The 14,348-nt window shown below is 66.3% G+C and carries 12 protein-coding genes, 1 pseudogene and 1 riboswitch; of the genes and pseudogenes, 7 read left to right on the top strand and 6 right to left on the bottom strand.

What is annotated here, in order from left to right; all coding sequences use genetic code 11:
* The 4 genes and pseudogenes from AC6RA4_RS11590 to AC6RA4_RS11575 form a co-directional block, all read right to left on the bottom strand.
* Positions 1-284, bottom strand: a pseudogene (locus tag AC6RA4_RS11590) (2Fe-2S iron-sulfur cluster-binding protein); the annotation flags it as partial.
* Positions 281-583, bottom strand: a complete 303-nt coding sequence (locus tag AC6RA4_RS11585) for a sarcosine oxidase subunit delta (protein ID WP_500160433.1) — start codon at positions 581-583, stop codon at positions 281-283. The gene AC6RA4_RS11585 and the pseudogene AC6RA4_RS11590, both read right to left, overlap by 4 nt.
* 17 nt (positions 584-600) lie before the next feature.
* Complete coding sequence (locus tag AC6RA4_RS11580; RefSeq protein ID WP_500160431.1) at positions 601-1,854, bottom strand: sarcosine oxidase subunit beta family protein; 1,254 nt, start codon at positions 1,852-1,854, stop codon at positions 601-603.
* A 115-nt stretch (positions 1,855-1,969) separates the two neighbouring features.
* Positions 1,970-3,016, bottom strand: coding sequence for a GlxA family transcriptional regulator (locus AC6RA4_RS11575; RefSeq protein ID WP_500160429.1), 1,047 nt, complete (start codon positions 3,014-3,016; stop codon positions 1,970-1,972).
* A 337-nt stretch (positions 3,017-3,353) separates the two neighbouring features.
* Between AC6RA4_RS11575 and AC6RA4_RS11570 the strand changes: the two genes are divergently transcribed.
* Positions 3,354-5,915 (top strand): GcvT family protein, encoded by a 2,562-nt coding sequence (locus AC6RA4_RS11570; protein WP_500160428.1) that lies wholly within the window; start codon positions 3,354-3,356, stop codon positions 5,913-5,915.
* A gap of 114 nt (positions 5,916-6,029) precedes the next feature.
* Here AC6RA4_RS11570 and AC6RA4_RS11565 read toward each other — a convergent pair whose 3' ends face one another.
* A complete protein-coding gene (locus AC6RA4_RS11565; protein ID WP_500160426.1) occupies positions 6,030-6,902 on the bottom strand; it encodes a LysR family transcriptional regulator in 873 nt (290 codons plus the stop codon).
* A 155-nt stretch (positions 6,903-7,057) separates the two neighbouring features.
* Between AC6RA4_RS11565 and AC6RA4_RS11560 the strand changes: the two genes are divergently transcribed.
* Both AC6RA4_RS11560 and AC6RA4_RS11555 read left to right on the top strand, forming a co-directional pair.
* A complete protein-coding gene (locus tag AC6RA4_RS11560; protein ID WP_500160424.1) occupies positions 7,058-8,296 on the top strand; it encodes an aromatic ring-hydroxylating oxygenase subunit alpha in 1,239 nt (412 codons plus the stop codon).
* 6 nt (positions 8,297-8,302) lie between these two features.
* Positions 8,303-9,385 (top strand): FAD-binding oxidoreductase, encoded by a 1,083-nt coding sequence (locus AC6RA4_RS11555; RefSeq protein ID WP_500160423.1) that lies wholly within the window; start codon positions 8,303-8,305, stop codon positions 9,383-9,385.
* A 31-nt stretch (positions 9,386-9,416) separates the two neighbouring features.
* Here AC6RA4_RS11555 and AC6RA4_RS11550 read toward each other — a convergent pair whose 3' ends face one another.
* Entirely contained in the window at positions 9,417-10,457 is a 1,041-nt protein-coding gene (locus AC6RA4_RS11550) for a GlxA family transcriptional regulator (RefSeq protein WP_500160421.1), read from the bottom strand.
* A 491-nt stretch (positions 10,458-10,948) separates the two neighbouring features.
* A riboswitch (cobalamin riboswitch) is annotated at positions 10,949-11,139 on the top strand.
* Between the two features lie 101 nt (positions 11,140-11,240).
* Between AC6RA4_RS11550 and nrdH the strand changes: the two genes are divergently transcribed.
* The 4 genes from nrdH to AC6RA4_RS11530 all read left to right on the top strand — a co-directional run.
* On the top strand, positions 11,241-11,465 hold the full coding sequence (nrdH, locus tag AC6RA4_RS11545) for a glutaredoxin-like protein NrdH (protein ID WP_207077237.1): 225 nt from the start codon (positions 11,241-11,243) through the stop codon (positions 11,463-11,465).
* A 3-nt stretch (positions 11,466-11,468) separates the two neighbouring features.
* The gene (gene nrdI, locus AC6RA4_RS11540; protein WP_500160419.1) at positions 11,469-11,882 is read left to right on the top strand and encodes a class Ib ribonucleoside-diphosphate reductase assembly flavoprotein NrdI; all 414 of its coding nucleotides are present in this window, start codon (positions 11,469-11,471) and stop codon (positions 11,880-11,882) included.
* The gene (gene nrdE / locus AC6RA4_RS11535; RefSeq protein ID WP_500160418.1) at positions 11,867-13,990 is read left to right on the top strand and encodes a class 1b ribonucleoside-diphosphate reductase subunit alpha; all 2,124 of its coding nucleotides are present in this window, start codon (positions 11,867-11,869) and stop codon (positions 13,988-13,990) included. The genes nrdI and nrdE overlap by 16 nt, the downstream gene beginning before the upstream one ends.
* Positions 13,991-14,023: 33 nt before the next feature.
* The coding region (locus AC6RA4_RS11530) for a ribonucleotide-diphosphate reductase subunit beta (protein ID WP_500160416.1) at positions 14,024-14,348 on the top strand (325 nt) is incomplete at its 3' end.

The following is a 14,348-nucleotide window of genomic DNA, read 5'->3' as shown; positions in this document are numbered from 1 at the left end:
AGCCCTTCCCAGAGCTCCTGCACGGTGGCGCGGGTGTTGGGCTCGAAGCGGCCCGGGCCGCGGCGGGTGCCGATCAGCGCGTTGGGCTCTTCCGAGCCCGCGGCCACGGCACCGCGCGGGCGGTGATACTTGAACGAGCGGCCCATCAGGTGCACGCCGTTGGCCAGCAGCGCCGAGGCGACGGTGTCGCCCTGCCCGCCGGTGAAGGTCTTGCCGTCGAAGGTGAAGGTGACGGGGCGCGAGGTGTCGACGCGGCCCCGGCCGGAAACGCGATACTGGCTCATTTCAGGCCCTCCGTCAGGCTGGCGAGGTCAGGACGCGGGGCGCCCGCCTTGTAGGTGGTGAGGAACTTGTCCGACACGGTGTCACGCACCGCGTTGAAGTAGCGGCCGCAGCCGTGGAAGTGGCGCCAGCGCTCGTGGTACGGGCCCTTCACGTTGCTGCGCATGAAGAGGAATTCCTGCCAGTCCTCGTCGCTCATCTCCGAGGGGGTCTCGGGGCGGGCGATATGCGCCTCGCCGGCATAGGTGAACTCGAGCTCGGGCAGCGTCTCGTCGCAATAGGGGCAATGGATCAGAAGCATCTGCGGAGACTCCTTGGTTAGTGTGCGACGGCCGCGGCGGCGGCCTCGTCGATCAGGCGGCCGGTGCGGAACCGGTCGAGCGTGAAGGGCGCGTTGATCGGATGCGGCTCGTCCTTGGCGATGGTCCAGGCGAAGACATGCGCAGAGCCCGGCGTTGCCTTGAAGCCGCCGGTGCCCCAGCCGCAGTTGACGTAGAGGTTCTTGACCGGAGTCTTGCCGATGATCGGCGAGCGGTCGGGCGTGTTGTCGGTGATGCCGGCCCATTTCCGCAGCATGCGCATGCGATTGAAGATCGGGAACACCTCCGAGATCGCCGCGATGGTGTGCTCGATCAGCGGCAGGCCGCCGCGCTGCGAGTACGACACGTACTGGTCGGTGCCCGAGCCGATCACCAGCTCGCCCTTGTCGGATTGACTGCAATAGGCGTGCACCGCGTTCGACATCACCACGCAGGGGAAGACCGGCTTGACCGGCTCCGAGACCAGCGCCTGCAGCGGCATCGACTCGAGCGGCAGGCGGACATCGGCGGTGGCCATGACCTGGGTGTTGTGGCCCGAGGCCGAGACCGCGACCTTCTTGGCCTTGATGAAGCCCTTGGCGGTGTCGACACCGGCGACCGAGCCATCGGCATTGCGGCGGATCGCGGTGACGGCGCAGTTCTGGATGATGTCAACGCCGCGCATCGCAGCGCCGCGGGCATAGCCCCAGGCCACCGCGTCGTGACGAGCGGTGCCGGCCCGCTCCTGCAGCGCGCCGCCCATCACCGGGTAGCGGGCAGTCTTGGAGATGTTGATCGGCGGGCAGTATTCCTTGCACTCTTCCGGGGTCAGCCAGCGGTTGTCGACGCCGTTGAGGCGGTTGGCATGGACGTGGCGCTTGAAGCTCTGAACGTCGTGCACGTTGTGGGCCAGCATCAGCACGCCACGGTTGGAGTACATGACGTTGTAGTTCAGCTCCTGGCTGAGGTTCTGCCACAGGTCGACCGAGTGATCGAACAGCCGCGCGCTCTCGTCGTAGAGATAGTTCGAGCGGATGATCGTGGTGTTGCGGCCGGTGTTGCCGCCGCCGAGCCAGCCCTTGTCGATCACCGCGATATTGGTGATGCCGTGCTGGGTGGCGAGGTAATAGGCGGCACCGAGGCCGTGGCCGCCGGCACCGACGATGACCACGTCATACTCGGCCTTCGGCTGACTGTCCGGCCATTGCTCGGTCCAGTTCTTGTGGCCGCTCAGGGCGTTCTTGAGGAGGGAAAAGGCGTTGAAGCGCGTCATGAGTCGGCCCCCGGCTGCAGAGATGATCGCAGTGGGGTAGCCTGTGACGCCGTTTCAAGCGTGAACGTTTGCGACAGCCGGGATGGAGATCCGCGCCAAGCGCAGGATCGATGCGTCAGCCCCCCTGCGCCTCGCGGCTCTGGCGCAGCGCCAGCGGCGTACAGCCGAACTGGCGGCGGAACATGCGGCTCAGGTGCGAGCTGTCGCAGAAGCCGCAATCGAGCGCGATCTGCGCCACCGACTTCTCGCTGGTCTCGATCAGGTGATGCGCCAGCGACAGGCGGATGCTGAGGAAGGCGGCCTGCGGCGAGGTGTCGAGCGCGACGCGGAAATGCCGCTCGAGCTGGCGCTTGCTGTGGCCGATGCGCTTGGCGACCTCGGCGACCGAGAGCGGCGTGTCGATGTTCTGCTGCATCAGGAGCAGCGCGCGCAGCACGATCGGGTCACGGGTCTTGAAATCCATGCTGATGCCGGGCTGCGGCTTCTCGGCCTGCAGCTGGTCGTCGATGATCATGATGTGCAGGCTCTTGCTGGCCTGCGCCTGCCCCACGTGCTTGTCGACGAGATAGGCGGCAAGATGCGCCGAGCTCGCGCCGCCCGAGCAGGTCAGCCGGTCGCCATCGACGACGAAGATCTGGTCGGAGACCGGGTTCAGCCCCTCGAACTGCGACAGGAAATCGGCATGGTGGAACCAGCTCACGCAGCAGCGGTAGCCCTCCATCAGCCCGGCCTGATGCAGGAGGAATGCGCCAGAGCAGACGCCCACCAGCGGCACCCCCTGCGCCGCCGCCTCCTGCAGGAAGCGGGTCTGCGCGGGGCTGAGGCTCGGCAGCTCGTCCATCAGCCCGCCGACCACGACGATGTAATCGAAGCGCGCCGAATCGCCGAGCCGCTCCTTGGGCTGCACCGTGATGCCGCTGCTCGACATCACCGCATCCATACTGTCCGACAGCACCGTCCAGTTGCACAGGATCGGGCGCGAGCGGTCGCCCTCATCCGCCGCCAGCCGCAGCACGTCGACAAAATTGGCAAAGGCGCAGAGGGTGAACTTGCGCGACAGGATGAAGCCCACCGACAGGCGGGCACTGTCCTTGCGCGGCCTGAGCGCGCGCGCAGAGGCGGTTCGGGCGGGGGCGGAGGGGGTGCGGGCGGCTTGGTCCATGGGCACGGGTCCTGCGGCGCGGAGGATTCCTGATAGGCTGTCGTAGCGATCATCCCGCATTGACGCAATCGTCCTGTTTTTCGCCACCGCTTTGCTGCAAGTCTGCCCTCCATGTTTCGCGCCCGCCTCCCCGGGCGTATCTCTAGGGCAACCGCGGCGCACGCCCCCTTCCCTCCCGTGCCGCCCCTGCCCTGCCCCCCTTGGCGGCCTGCCCGCCCTTCGCCGATCCGGGCCGCGGGTCGTCGTTTTCGGTCCGGTGAATGCCGGTCGAGCGCTAGCCACCGATGCCCCGGCATCGGAAAGTTTCGACACCATCTCAAGACAAGTGGAACGCACCATGTCTTCGTTTCCTGAACGCGCAAACGTCGTTATCGTCGGCCTCGGAGGCATCGTCGGCGCGTCTGTCGCGCACCACCTGATCGAGCGCGGCTGGACCGACATCGTCGGCATCGACAAATCCGCCATCCCGACCGATATCGGCTCGACCGGCCACGCCTCGGATTTCTGCTACGTCACCAGCCACGACCTGCTGAGCACCTGGACCTCGACCTACTCGGTCGATTTCTATGAAAAGCTCGGCCACTACTCGCGCATCGGCGGCCTCGAAGTTGCGCGCGTCGGCGATGACGAGCGCATGCAAGAGCTCAAGCGCCGCTGCGACTCGGGCCGCGCCTTCGGCACCCGCGTGCAGATGATCTCGGCCGCCGAGGCCAAGGAGAAGTTCCCGCTGCTCGAGGAAGACCAGATCCAGGGCGCCATGTGGGACCCGGATGCCGGCCTCGTGGTGCCGCGCTCGCAGACCGTGGCGGGCAAGCTGGTGGATGCCGGCGAAAAGGCCGGCAAGCTGCGCGCCTTCGCCAACACCCCGGCGCTCGCGCTGATCCAGGAAAACGGACGCGTCGTGGGCGTGAAAACCCACCGCGGCACCATCATGGCCGATCACGTCGTGGTCTGTGCCGGCCTCTGGGGCCGCCTGATCGCCGACATGGTGGGCGAGGATCTGCCGGTGATGCCGGTCGACCACCCGCTGACCTTCTTCGGCCCCTACGATGAGTTTGCCGGCACCGGCCTCGAGATCGGCCGTCCGCTGCTCCGCGACCAGGGCAACTCCGCCTACCTGCGCGACACCGGCGATCCCGAGACCACCGAGGGCGGCCAGATCGAGTGGGGCTACTACTACGAGAAAGAGCCGCGCATGGTGCACCCGCGCGACATTCTCGAGAAGGGCCAGGCCCGCCTCGGGCCGTCGATGCGCGACCTCGAGCTCGAGGACGTGATCGAGCCGCTTGAACGTGCCATGGAGCTCACCCCGATCCTCGGCGAGCTTGGCTTCAACGAGAGCCACTCGTTCAACGGCCTGCTGCAGACCACCACCGATGGCGGCCCCTCGATGGGCGAAAGCCGCAAGGTGCGCGGCCTGTGGTACGCCGTGGCGATCTGGGTCAAGGACGCGCCCGGCATGGCCAAGCTGATCGTCGACTGGATGACCGACGGCCGCACCCATATCGACCATCACGGCATCGATTACGCGCGCTTCCAGGATTTCCAGCTGAGCGAGGATTTCATCTGGGGCCGCTGCGAAGAGACCGCCAAGAAGATCTACAACCCGCCGGTCCACCCGCGCGAACCCTTCGGCAACGCCCGCGGCATCCGCCGCTCGCCGTTCTACGAGCGCGAGGTCGAGCTCGGCGGCTACTTCATGGAGCTTGGCGGCTGGGAACGGGCGCATGGCTACGCGGCCAATGAGCACCTGCTCGAAAAATACGCCGACCAGGTGCCGGTGCGCGAAAACGAGTGGGACAACCGCCACTTCTGGCGCGTGTCCAACGCCGAGCAGCTCGAGATGTCGAACGATTGTGCGATCATCAACCTGTCGCACTTCCACATCACCGATATCGAGGGCCCGGATCACGTGGCCCTGATGGAGTGGCTCTGCGCCGCGAAGATCGGTGGCGACGCCAATATCGGAAAGGGCATCTACACCCACATGCTCGATGACGAGGGCATGGTGCGGGCGGACTTCACCGTGTTCCGCATGGGCGACCGCATCCGCATGGTGAACGGCGCCGATGCCGGCCCGCGCGACCTGATGTACATGAAGCGCACCGCGCAGGACCGCGGGCTCGACGTGACCATCACCGACGTGACCGAGAAGTTCACCACCATCGGCATCTGGGGCCCGAACGCCCGCGAGACGCTGAAAAAGGTGGTGGCCGACCCGGCCGGGCTCGACATCGAGAACTTCCCCTTCGCGGCCATCAAGCCGATCGAGATCGCGGGCAAGACCGTCACGGCCTTCCGCATCTCCTATGTCGGCGAACAGGGCTGGGAACTGCACATGCCCTACGAGGACGGCCTCGCCGTCTGGGATGCGCTGCGTGAAACCGGCGTGATGGCGATGGGGGTCGAGACCTACGCGAACTCGCGCCGCCTCGAGAAGTCGCTGCGTCTGCAGAACGCCGACCTGCACACCCAGTACAACCTGATCGAGGCCGCGCTGGCGCGTCCGAAGGTCAAGGAAGCGGACTTCCGCGGCAAGGCGAAGCATGTCGAGTTCAAGGCGCGCGAACACCAGCCCGCGATGCTCTGCACGCTGGTCATGCACGACAACATCGACAGTCAGGGCGTGGCCCGCTACCCGGTGAACACCATGCCGGTGATGGACCCCGAGACCGACGAGGTGCTGATCGACAGCCTCGGCCGCCGCTCCTACACCACCTCTCAGGCCTTCGGCCCGAGCGTGGGCAAGAACATCATGCTGGCCTACCTGCCGCAGGAGTATTGCGAACTGGGGCGCAAGCTGAAGGTGACCTACTTTGACGAGCCCTTCGAGGTCGAGGTCGCCGGCATCGGCTACGCCCCGCTCTACGATCCCGAGAACCTCAAGCCGCGCAGCTGACGCGGCACCACGAGGCACGACTGACCGGCGGGCTCTGGCTCGCCGGTTTTGTCTTTCTAGGGCTGTCTCCCGAGCGCTGTCCGGCGCGGAACAAGGCGACGCCGCCGCGCCCGCTCAGTGCTCCGCCAACCAGTCCGCGAAGAGCCGCGCGTTGGCCGAGGCGCGGCCGTGGATGCGGAGGTAGAACGGGTGCGGCGAGGGCATCTCGTCGGGCACCAGCGGCACCAGTCGGCGGCTTTCGAGATGACCGCCAAGCAGCCCTTCCCAGCCCAGCACCGCGCCGACATGATCTTCCGCGGCCTGCAGCGAGATGAGGTAGTTGTTAAGGAAAAACCCCGGGCCGCGCGGCGCCGGCCGGTCGAGATAGGCGAACCACTCGGACCACTCGGTATAGGGGTTCACGCCAGACTGGGTGTGGATCAGCGGCACGTCGGAAAGATCCGCCAGCCGGGTGATGCCATAGGTCCTGGCGAACTGCTCGGTGCCGAGGGCAAGGATGCGGTCGCGAAAGAGCACCCGCGTCTCGTCATCCTCCGCGTCCGGATCGCCATAGTGGATCGACAGGTCCACCCCCTGCGGCTTGCGGTCGTCCTGGATGAGCTGGGATATCGCGACGCCCGGATGCTCCTTCCAGAACGCCGCCAGGCGCGGGGTCAGCCAGAGCCCGCTCATCGCGGTGGTGGCCGCCAGCGACACCCCGGTGCGGTCGTGCCGGCTGCGAATCCGGGTGACGCTGTCCGAGATGGTTTCGAATCCCCTTTGCAGCGAGACAAACAGCAGCGCCCCGGCCTCGGTCAGCTCGACACCCCGGTATTGGCGGTTGAAAAGCGTTTGTCCCAGCTCGTTTTCCAGCGCCTTGATGCGATGGCTCACCGCCGCCGGCGTGACGTTGAGTTCGGTTGAGGCCAGTTTGAAGCTTAAATTTCGGGCAGCGGCCTCGAAACAGGCGAGATCGCCAAGGGACGGCAAGTCATAGGGTTTGGGCACTGGACGTCGCTTTCAGGCTGGGGATGTCGCAAACGAGCAAAATGCCGCCGTGACATGAATTGAACTAAACCCACATGAGGATTTTGCCAATTGCCAATTTCGGACTAGGATGGCTCTGTGCGCCGAAATAGCCCTCCCGCGACAGGAGTTTCGCCATGGCCAGCCCGACCGCCCCGCTCTCCGAACTGCTCAGCCAGCACCGTCCCGGCCATGCGCTTGCGCAACCGTTCTACACCTCGCCCGAGATCTACGAGGCCGACCTCGAGACGATCTGGTACCGCGAGTGGCTCTATGCCTTCCCGGCCTGCATGCTCGAGAAGACCGGCGCCTACCAGCGCCTGCGCATCGGCGCCTACGACGTCATCGTGATCCGCGACGGCAAGGGCCAGATCGTCGCCTTCCACAACTCGTGCCGCCACCGCGGCTCGGTGCTGTGCTCGGCTGCGCAGGGCCGCGTCGCCAAGCTCACCTGCCCCTACCACCAGTGGACCTACGACCTCGACGGCAAGCTGCTCTGGGCGCGCGACATGGGCCCCGATTTCGACCCGTCGAAGCACGGGCTGAAGCCGGTGCACTGCCGCACCGTGGCGGGCCTTGTCTATATCTGCCTTGCCACTGATGCCCCCGCCTTCGATGGCTTCGCCGAGACCGTGAGCCCCTATCTTGGCGTGCACGACCTGTCGGACGCCAAGGTCGCGTTCCAGTCGACGATCATCGAGAAGGGCAACTGGAAGCTGGTCTGGGAGAACAACCGAGAGTGCTATCACTGCGCCGGCAACCACCCCGACCTCTGCCGCACCTATCCCGAGGATCCGACCATCACCGGCGTCAGCGCCGACGGCACCTTCCCTGAGAAGGTCGAAAAGCACTTCAGCCGCCTCGAGGCCGCCGGTGCGCCGTCGCGCTTCAAGATGGATGACGGCGGCCAGTTCCGCGTCGCGCGGATGCCGCTGCTGGATGGCGCCGAGAGCTACACCGTATCGGGCAAGATCGCGGTGCAGAAGCGTCTCGGCCAGATCCCGTTCCTCGATGCCGGCACGCTGCTGATGTTCCACTACCCGACGACCTGGAACCACTTCCTCAGCGATCACTCGATCACCTTCCGCGTCACCCCGATCGGGCCGCAGGAGACCGAGGTGCAGACCACCTGGCTGGTCAACAAGGACGCGGTCGAGGGCGTGGATTACGACCTCAAGAACCTGACCACGGTCTGGGAGCACACCAACGACGAAGACCGCCGCGTGGTCGAGGACAACCAGCAGGGCATCAACTCGCCCGCCTTCGAGCCTGGCCCCTACTCGGCCACCCACGAAGACGGCGTGATCCAGTTCGTGAACTGGTATCTCGGCCGCATGCGCACCGCCCACGCCCCCGCCACCCTCGCAGCGGAGTAACTGCCCATGACCACCTCCCTCGTCGCCGCATCGGGACACTGGACCGACGACGAGGCGCTGGAATGCGTCTCCATCCTGCCCGAGACGGCGAATGTCATCACCGTGTGCTTCCAGTCGCCCTCGGGCCGGCCCTTCGACTTCAAGGCCGGGCAGTTCCTGACGCTGGAACTGCCGGTGCCCGGCGGGCCGCTCTACCGGACCTACACGATCTCTTCCTCGCCCTCGCGTCCGCTGTCGCTGACGATGACGATGAAGGCCCAGCCCGACAGCATCGGGACGCGCTGGATCATGGACAACCTCAAGCCGGGCATGACGCTGCGCGCGCTCGGCCCGGGCGGGCGCTTCACCGCGTCCGAGCACCCGGCCAAGAAGTACCTGTTCATCTCGGCCGGCTCGGGCATCACCCCGATGATGTCGATGGCCACCGAGTTCTACGACCGTGGCCGCACCTGCGACATCGTCTTCGTCAACTGCGCCCGCACGCCGTCGGAAATCATCTTCCGCGAGCGGCTCGAGCATATGGCCTCGCGCATCGAGGGGCTCGATCTGCGCTGGGTGGTGGAGCAGCGTGACAAGTTCCAGCCGTGGACCGGCTACCAGGGCCAGTTCAACCAGCTGATGCTTGGCCTGATGGCGCCGGACTATCTCGAGCGGGAAGTGTTCTGCTGCGGCCCCGAGGGCTTCATGACCGCGGTGCGCGAAGCGCTGGCGGGCCTCGGCTTCGACATGGAGCATTACCATCAGGAGAGCTTCCAGGCGCCCGGCACCCCCGGCCCCGAACTGGTCGAGGCCCCGGTACCGGAAGACGACCTGCCGGAAGAAGACGTGCAGGCCGAGATCACCTTCGACATCTCCGGCGTCACCGCCTCCGGCCCCGAGACCGACACCGTGCTCGCCGCGGCGCGCGGCGCCGGCGTGGCGATCCCGTCGGGCTGCACCTTCGGTGTCTGCGGCACCTGCAAGGTCAAGAAGCTCGAGGGCGAGGTGCACATGGTGCACAACGGCGGCATCACCGAGGAGGAGATCGAGGAAGGCTACATCCTCGCCTGCTGCTCGAACCCGCGCGGCAAGGTCACCGTCGAGCTCTGATCTCGCTCATCTGAAATTCGCGTGGGCGCGGTCACTCCGCGCCGCGCATCAGCACGCCCACTGGCGGCTGCGCCTCCTCGCGCCCCTGCCCCGCCTGCGCCTTGCGGTATTCGGCCGGGGTCACGCCGCGCTCGGCCTTGAGGGTGCGCGACAGATGCGGCCCGTCGCAGAAGCCGCAGGCCAGCGCGATCTCGGTGATCGTGGCATCGGACCCGCGCAGCCGCTGCAGCGCCCGCTCGAGCCGCAGATCGAGATAGACCTTGAGCGGCGTCTGACGCAGGTCCGCGAGGAAGCGCCGCTCGAGCGTGCGCCGCCCCACCTCCAGCTCGCGCGCCAGCTCCTCCACCGTCTTCGGATGTTCTAGGTTCTGCTGCATCCTGAGCACCGCGCGCTTGACCAGCGCATCGCCGGCGCGCCGCGCCGTGGCCTGCCCGGGCTGCGGACGCTCACCGCTCATCGCCTCGTCGATCATCATGATGTTGAGGCTCTTGATCGCGGCGTTCTGCCCGACATGGCGCTGCACGAGGAAGGCCGCCAGATGCGCCGCCCCGTGCCCGCCGGAACAGGTCAGGCGGTCGCGGTCGACGACGAAGATCTGATCCGAGATCGGCGTCTCGGCCTCGAACTGGTCGAGGAAATCCTGATGGTGGAACCAGCTCACGCAGCAGCGGTAGCCCTTGAGCAGCCCGAGCCGTTGCAGGATGAAAACGCCGGTGCAGAGCCCCACCAGCGGCACGCCGGCCTTGGCCTGCCGACGCAGGAACCCCTGCGCCTCGGGGCCCAGCGCGGCGCTGTCGCCGATCAGCCCGCCGACCACCACGATATAGTCGTAGCGCCCGGCATGGCGCAGGCGCTTCTCGGGCTGCACCCGCACCCCGCAGGACGAGCGCACCGCCTCGAGACTGTCCGACAGCACCACCCAGTCGCACAGGATCGGGCGCGAGAGATCGGCCTCGTCGGCGGCGAGGCGCAGCACGTCGACGAAATTGGCGAAGGCCGAGAGGGTGAAGCGGTCGGCCAGAAGGAAGGCGACGCTCAGGCGCTTGGCGGGGGTCTTGGAGGGTACGGCCATGTCGGCATCCTTCACAGCGGATGGCGCGAATCTACAGGTTGCCCGGGAGGCGGGCAATGTGGCCTTGGTCGTAGACCCGGCATTGGAACGGGGATCGCGCGGAACCAAGGCGCTGCAAGCGCCGCCGCGCATCGCCGGGCCGCGGGGTGGCGACCGCCGTCACGAACCTCTTGGTTTATCCCGGCCAAATCCGAAGGACCTCACAACTCTGCGCCGACGTCAAAAAATCGCCAGCCCGGGGGGCGGGCCGGCGATGCGCGGCGGCCTGCGGCCTCTGCTCCGCGCGGGAGTGGGGATCGAGCACAGCGCCGTCGAGCAAGTCCGAAGGCAAGCATTCGCCCGTCCGCCCATAAATCAGGCACCCAATTTCCGCCCCCAGCGAAAGAATCCGCCCCCACAAACATCCGATTCCCAAGCCCGCAAGGGCACACAAGCTCTTGTGCCCCGAACCGTTGCACAACTGCATATTGACGCACCTCAGGCTACATGGTCTAGATATAGTTGCTTCAGGTGTCCGACGGAATCATCCGCCGGCAAGAGGGAAGCCGGTGAAACGCCGGCGCTGCCCCCGCAACTGTAAGTGGCGAGCACGACCAATCGCGCCACTGGGGCCTCGCCCCGGGAAGGCTGGTCAACGCGCCGAGCCGCAAGTCAGGAGACCTGCCGGAAGCAACAGGATTTGACCACGAACGGTGGGTTCGGGGCGTGTCACGGAACCGGGTCGGCGCGGCTGACCCGCCCAAGTCGCGTCCTCGCCCGCCAGCCACAAAGAGGACGCCGCCCATGTCGATCATCGTCTATTCCAAGCCCGCCTGCGTGCAGTGCACCGCCACCACCCGCGCCCTCGATGCCCGCGGCCTGCCCTACGACGTGGTGGACCTCACCGAGGATGCCGACGCGATGGCGCGCGTGACCGAGCTTGGCTACCGCCAGGCGCCCGTGGTCATCGCCGGCGAAGACCACTGGTCGGGCTTCCGCCCCGACATGATCGGCGCGCTCGCCTCCTGAACCATGCCGGGGATCGTCTACTTCTCCTCGGCCAGCGGCAACACCGCGCGCTTCGTGGACGGGCTCGGGATGGCGGCCAGCCGCATCCCCGTCTCGCCCAAGGCGGCGCTGCCGGAGCTGCCCGAGGACTACGTGCTGATCTGCCCCACCTATGCCGACGGTGAAGGCCGCGGCGCGGTGCCCAAGCAGGTCATCCGCTTTCTGAACGGTCCCGAGAACCGCCGCCGCCTGCGCGGCGTCATCGGCGGCGGCAACCGCAATTTCGGGGCCACCTATGGCCTCGCCGCCGATGTCATCGCCAAGAAATGCTCCGTGCCGCTGCTCTACAAGTTCGAGCTTGCCGGCACGCTCACCGACATTGCCCGCGTCAGAGACGGGCTGCACGCCTTCTGGGGGACCGAATGCTTGACCGCATGAGCGAGACGCTCGACTACCACGCGCTGAATGCGATGCTGAACCTCTACGACGAGGACGGCCATATCCGCTTCGAGGCCGACCGCATGGCCGCGCGGCAGTATTTCCTGCAGCACGTCAACCAGAACACGGTGTTCTTCCACTCGCTCGACGAGAAGCTCGATTACCTCGTCGAGGAGGGCTACTACGAGGCTGAAGTGCTCGAGGCCTATCCGCGCGCGTTCCTGCAGCAGATCTGGGACGCCGCCTTCAAGAAGAAGTTCCGCTTCCCGACCTTCCTCGGCGCGTTCAAGTACTACACCTCCTACACGCTCAAGACCCGCGACGGGAAACGCTTCCTAGAGCGCTATGAGGACCGCGTGGTGATGGTCTCGCTGGCGCTGGCGCGCGGCGATCAGGATCTCGCCATGTCGTTCATGGAAGAGATCCTCTCGGGCCGCTTCCAGCCCGCCACGCCCACCTTCCTCAACGCCGGCAAGAAGAGCCGCGGCGAGCTGATCTCCTGCTTCCTGCTGCGGCTCGAGGACAACATGGAAAGCATCGGCCGCGGCATCAACTCGGCGCTGCAGCTCAGCAAGCGCGGCGGCGGTGTCGCCCTGATGCTGACCAACATCCGCGAGCACGGCGCGCCGATCAAGGGCATCGAGAACCAGTCTTCCGGCGTCATCCCGATCATGAAGCTGCTCGAAGACAGCTTCTCCTACGCCAATCAGCTGGGCGCGCGTCAGGGCGCGGGGGCGGTCTATCTCAACGCCCACCACCCCGATATCCTGCGCTTTCTCGACACCAAGCGCGAGAATGCCGACGAGAAAATCCGCATCAAGACGCTGTCGCTCGGCGTGGTGATCCCCGACGTCACCTTCGAGCTCGCCAAGCGCAACGAGCCGATGTACCTGTTCTCGCCGCATGACGTGGAGAAGATCTACGGCGTGCCGTTCTCGGAGATCTCGGTCACCGAGAAATACGACGAGATGGTCGAGGACAAGCGCATCCGGAAGACCAAGATCAACGCCCGCTCGTTCTTCCAGACGCTGGCCGAGATCCAGTTCGAGAGCGGCTATCCCTACATCATGTTCGAGGACACGGTGAACCGGATGAACCCGATCGACGGGCGCATCACCATGTCGAACCTGTGCTCCGAGATCCTGCAGGTCAACGAGGCCTCGGAGTTCAACGACGATCTCAGCTATGCCCGCATGGGCACCGACATCTCGTGCAACCTGGGCTCGCTCAACATCGCCAAGACGATGGACGGGCGCGACCTTGGCGCCACCGTCGAGGCGGCGATCCGGGCGCTGACCGCGGTGTCGGAGATGTCGGCGATCGACGCGGTGCCGTCGATCCGCAAGGGCAATGACGAGAGCCACGCCATCGGCCTCGGCCAGATGAACCTGCACGGCTTCCTCGCCCGCGAGCGCATCCATTACGGCAGCCCCGAGGGGGTCGAGTTCACCTCCATCTACTTCGCCACCGTGGCCTATCACGCCATCCGCGCCTCCTGCGCGCTGGCCAAGGAGCGCGGCGCGACCTTCAAGGGCTTTGCGGCGTCGGACTATGCCTCGGGCGTGTTCTTCGACAAGTACACCGAGCGCGACTGGCTCCCCGAGAGCGACCGCGTGGCCGAGCTCTTCGACGGTATCGCCCTGCCCTCGCGCGCCGACTGGGCGGCGCTGAAGGCCGATGTCATGGAGCACGGGCTCTACAACCGCAACCTGCAGGCGGTGCCGCCCACCGGCTCGATCAGCTACATCAACAACTCGACCTCCTCGATCCACCCGATCGTGTCGAAGATCGAGATTCGCAAGGAAGGCAAGATCGGCCGCGTCTACTACCCGGCCGCCTTCATGACCAACGACAATCTCGAGTATTACCGCGACGCCTACGAGATCGGCCCCGAGGCGCTGATCGAGACCTATGCCGCCGCCACCGAGCATGTCGACCAGGGCCTGTCGCTGACCCTGTTCTTCCCCGCCGAGGCCACCACGCGCGACATCAACCGCGCCCAGATCCTCGCCTGGAAGAAGGGCATCAAGACGATCTACTACGTGCGCCTGCGCCAGACCGCGCTGGAAGGCACCGAGGTCGAGGGCTGCGTGTCCTGCACGCTCTGAGCCCCTCCCGAAACGCTTAGGAAGAGATCCGCCATGAAGGACAACGCCCCCGCCGCCACCCGCGCCGTGCCCCGCGCGATCAACTGGAACCGCCTGCAGGACGAGAAGGATCTCGAGGTCTGGAACCGCCTGACGGTGAATTTCTGGCTGCCCGAGAAGGTGCCGCTGTCCAACGACATCCAAAGCTGGGCCACACTGACGGACCATGAAAAGCAGCTGACCATCCGTGTCTTCACCGGCCTGACCCTTCTCGATACGATCCAGAACACAGTGGGTGCCCCGGCCCTGATGCCGGATGCCGTGACCCCGCATGAAGAGGCTGTGCTGACCAACATCGCCTTTATGGAGGCCGTGCACG

Source organism: Salipiger sp., assembly GCF_059781815.1.
Note: the sequence above shows the minus strand (reverse complement) of the source record. Positions and strands in the feature narration are given on the sequence as shown.

Excerpts from the sequence above, each read along its gene's own strand:
- AC6RA4_RS11585 (WP_500160433.1), bottom strand. The coding sequence starts at position 583 with ATGCTTCTGATCCATTGCCCCTATTGCGACGAGACGCTGCCCGAGCTC.
- nrdE (WP_500160418.1), top strand. The coding sequence starts at position 11,867 with ATGCTTGACCGCATGAGCGAGACGCTCGACTACCACGCGCTGAATGCG.
- AC6RA4_RS11555 (WP_500160423.1), top strand. The coding sequence starts at position 8,303 with ATGACCACCTCCCTCGTCGCCGCATCGGGACACTGGACCGACGACGAG.
- nrdH (WP_207077237.1), top strand. The coding sequence starts at position 11,241 with ATGTCGATCATCGTCTATTCCAAGCCCGCCTGCGTGCAGTGCACCGCC.
- nrdI (WP_500160419.1), top strand. The coding sequence starts at position 11,469 with ATGCCGGGGATCGTCTACTTCTCCTCGGCCAGCGGCAACACCGCGCGC.
- AC6RA4_RS11575 (WP_500160429.1), bottom strand. The coding sequence starts at position 3,016 with ATGGACCAAGCCGCCCGCACCCCCTCCGCCCCCGCCCGAACCGCCTCT.
- AC6RA4_RS11550 (WP_500160421.1), bottom strand. The coding sequence starts at position 10,457 with ATGGCCGTACCCTCCAAGACCCCCGCCAAGCGCCTGAGCGTCGCCTTC.
- AC6RA4_RS11560 (WP_500160424.1), top strand. The coding sequence starts at position 7,058 with ATGGCCAGCCCGACCGCCCCGCTCTCCGAACTGCTCAGCCAGCACCGT.
- AC6RA4_RS11570 (WP_500160428.1), top strand. The coding sequence starts at position 3,354 with ATGTCTTCGTTTCCTGAACGCGCAAACGTCGTTATCGTCGGCCTCGGA.
- AC6RA4_RS11580 (WP_500160431.1), bottom strand. The coding sequence starts at position 1,854 with ATGACGCGCTTCAACGCCTTTTCCCTCCTCAAGAACGCCCTGAGCGGC.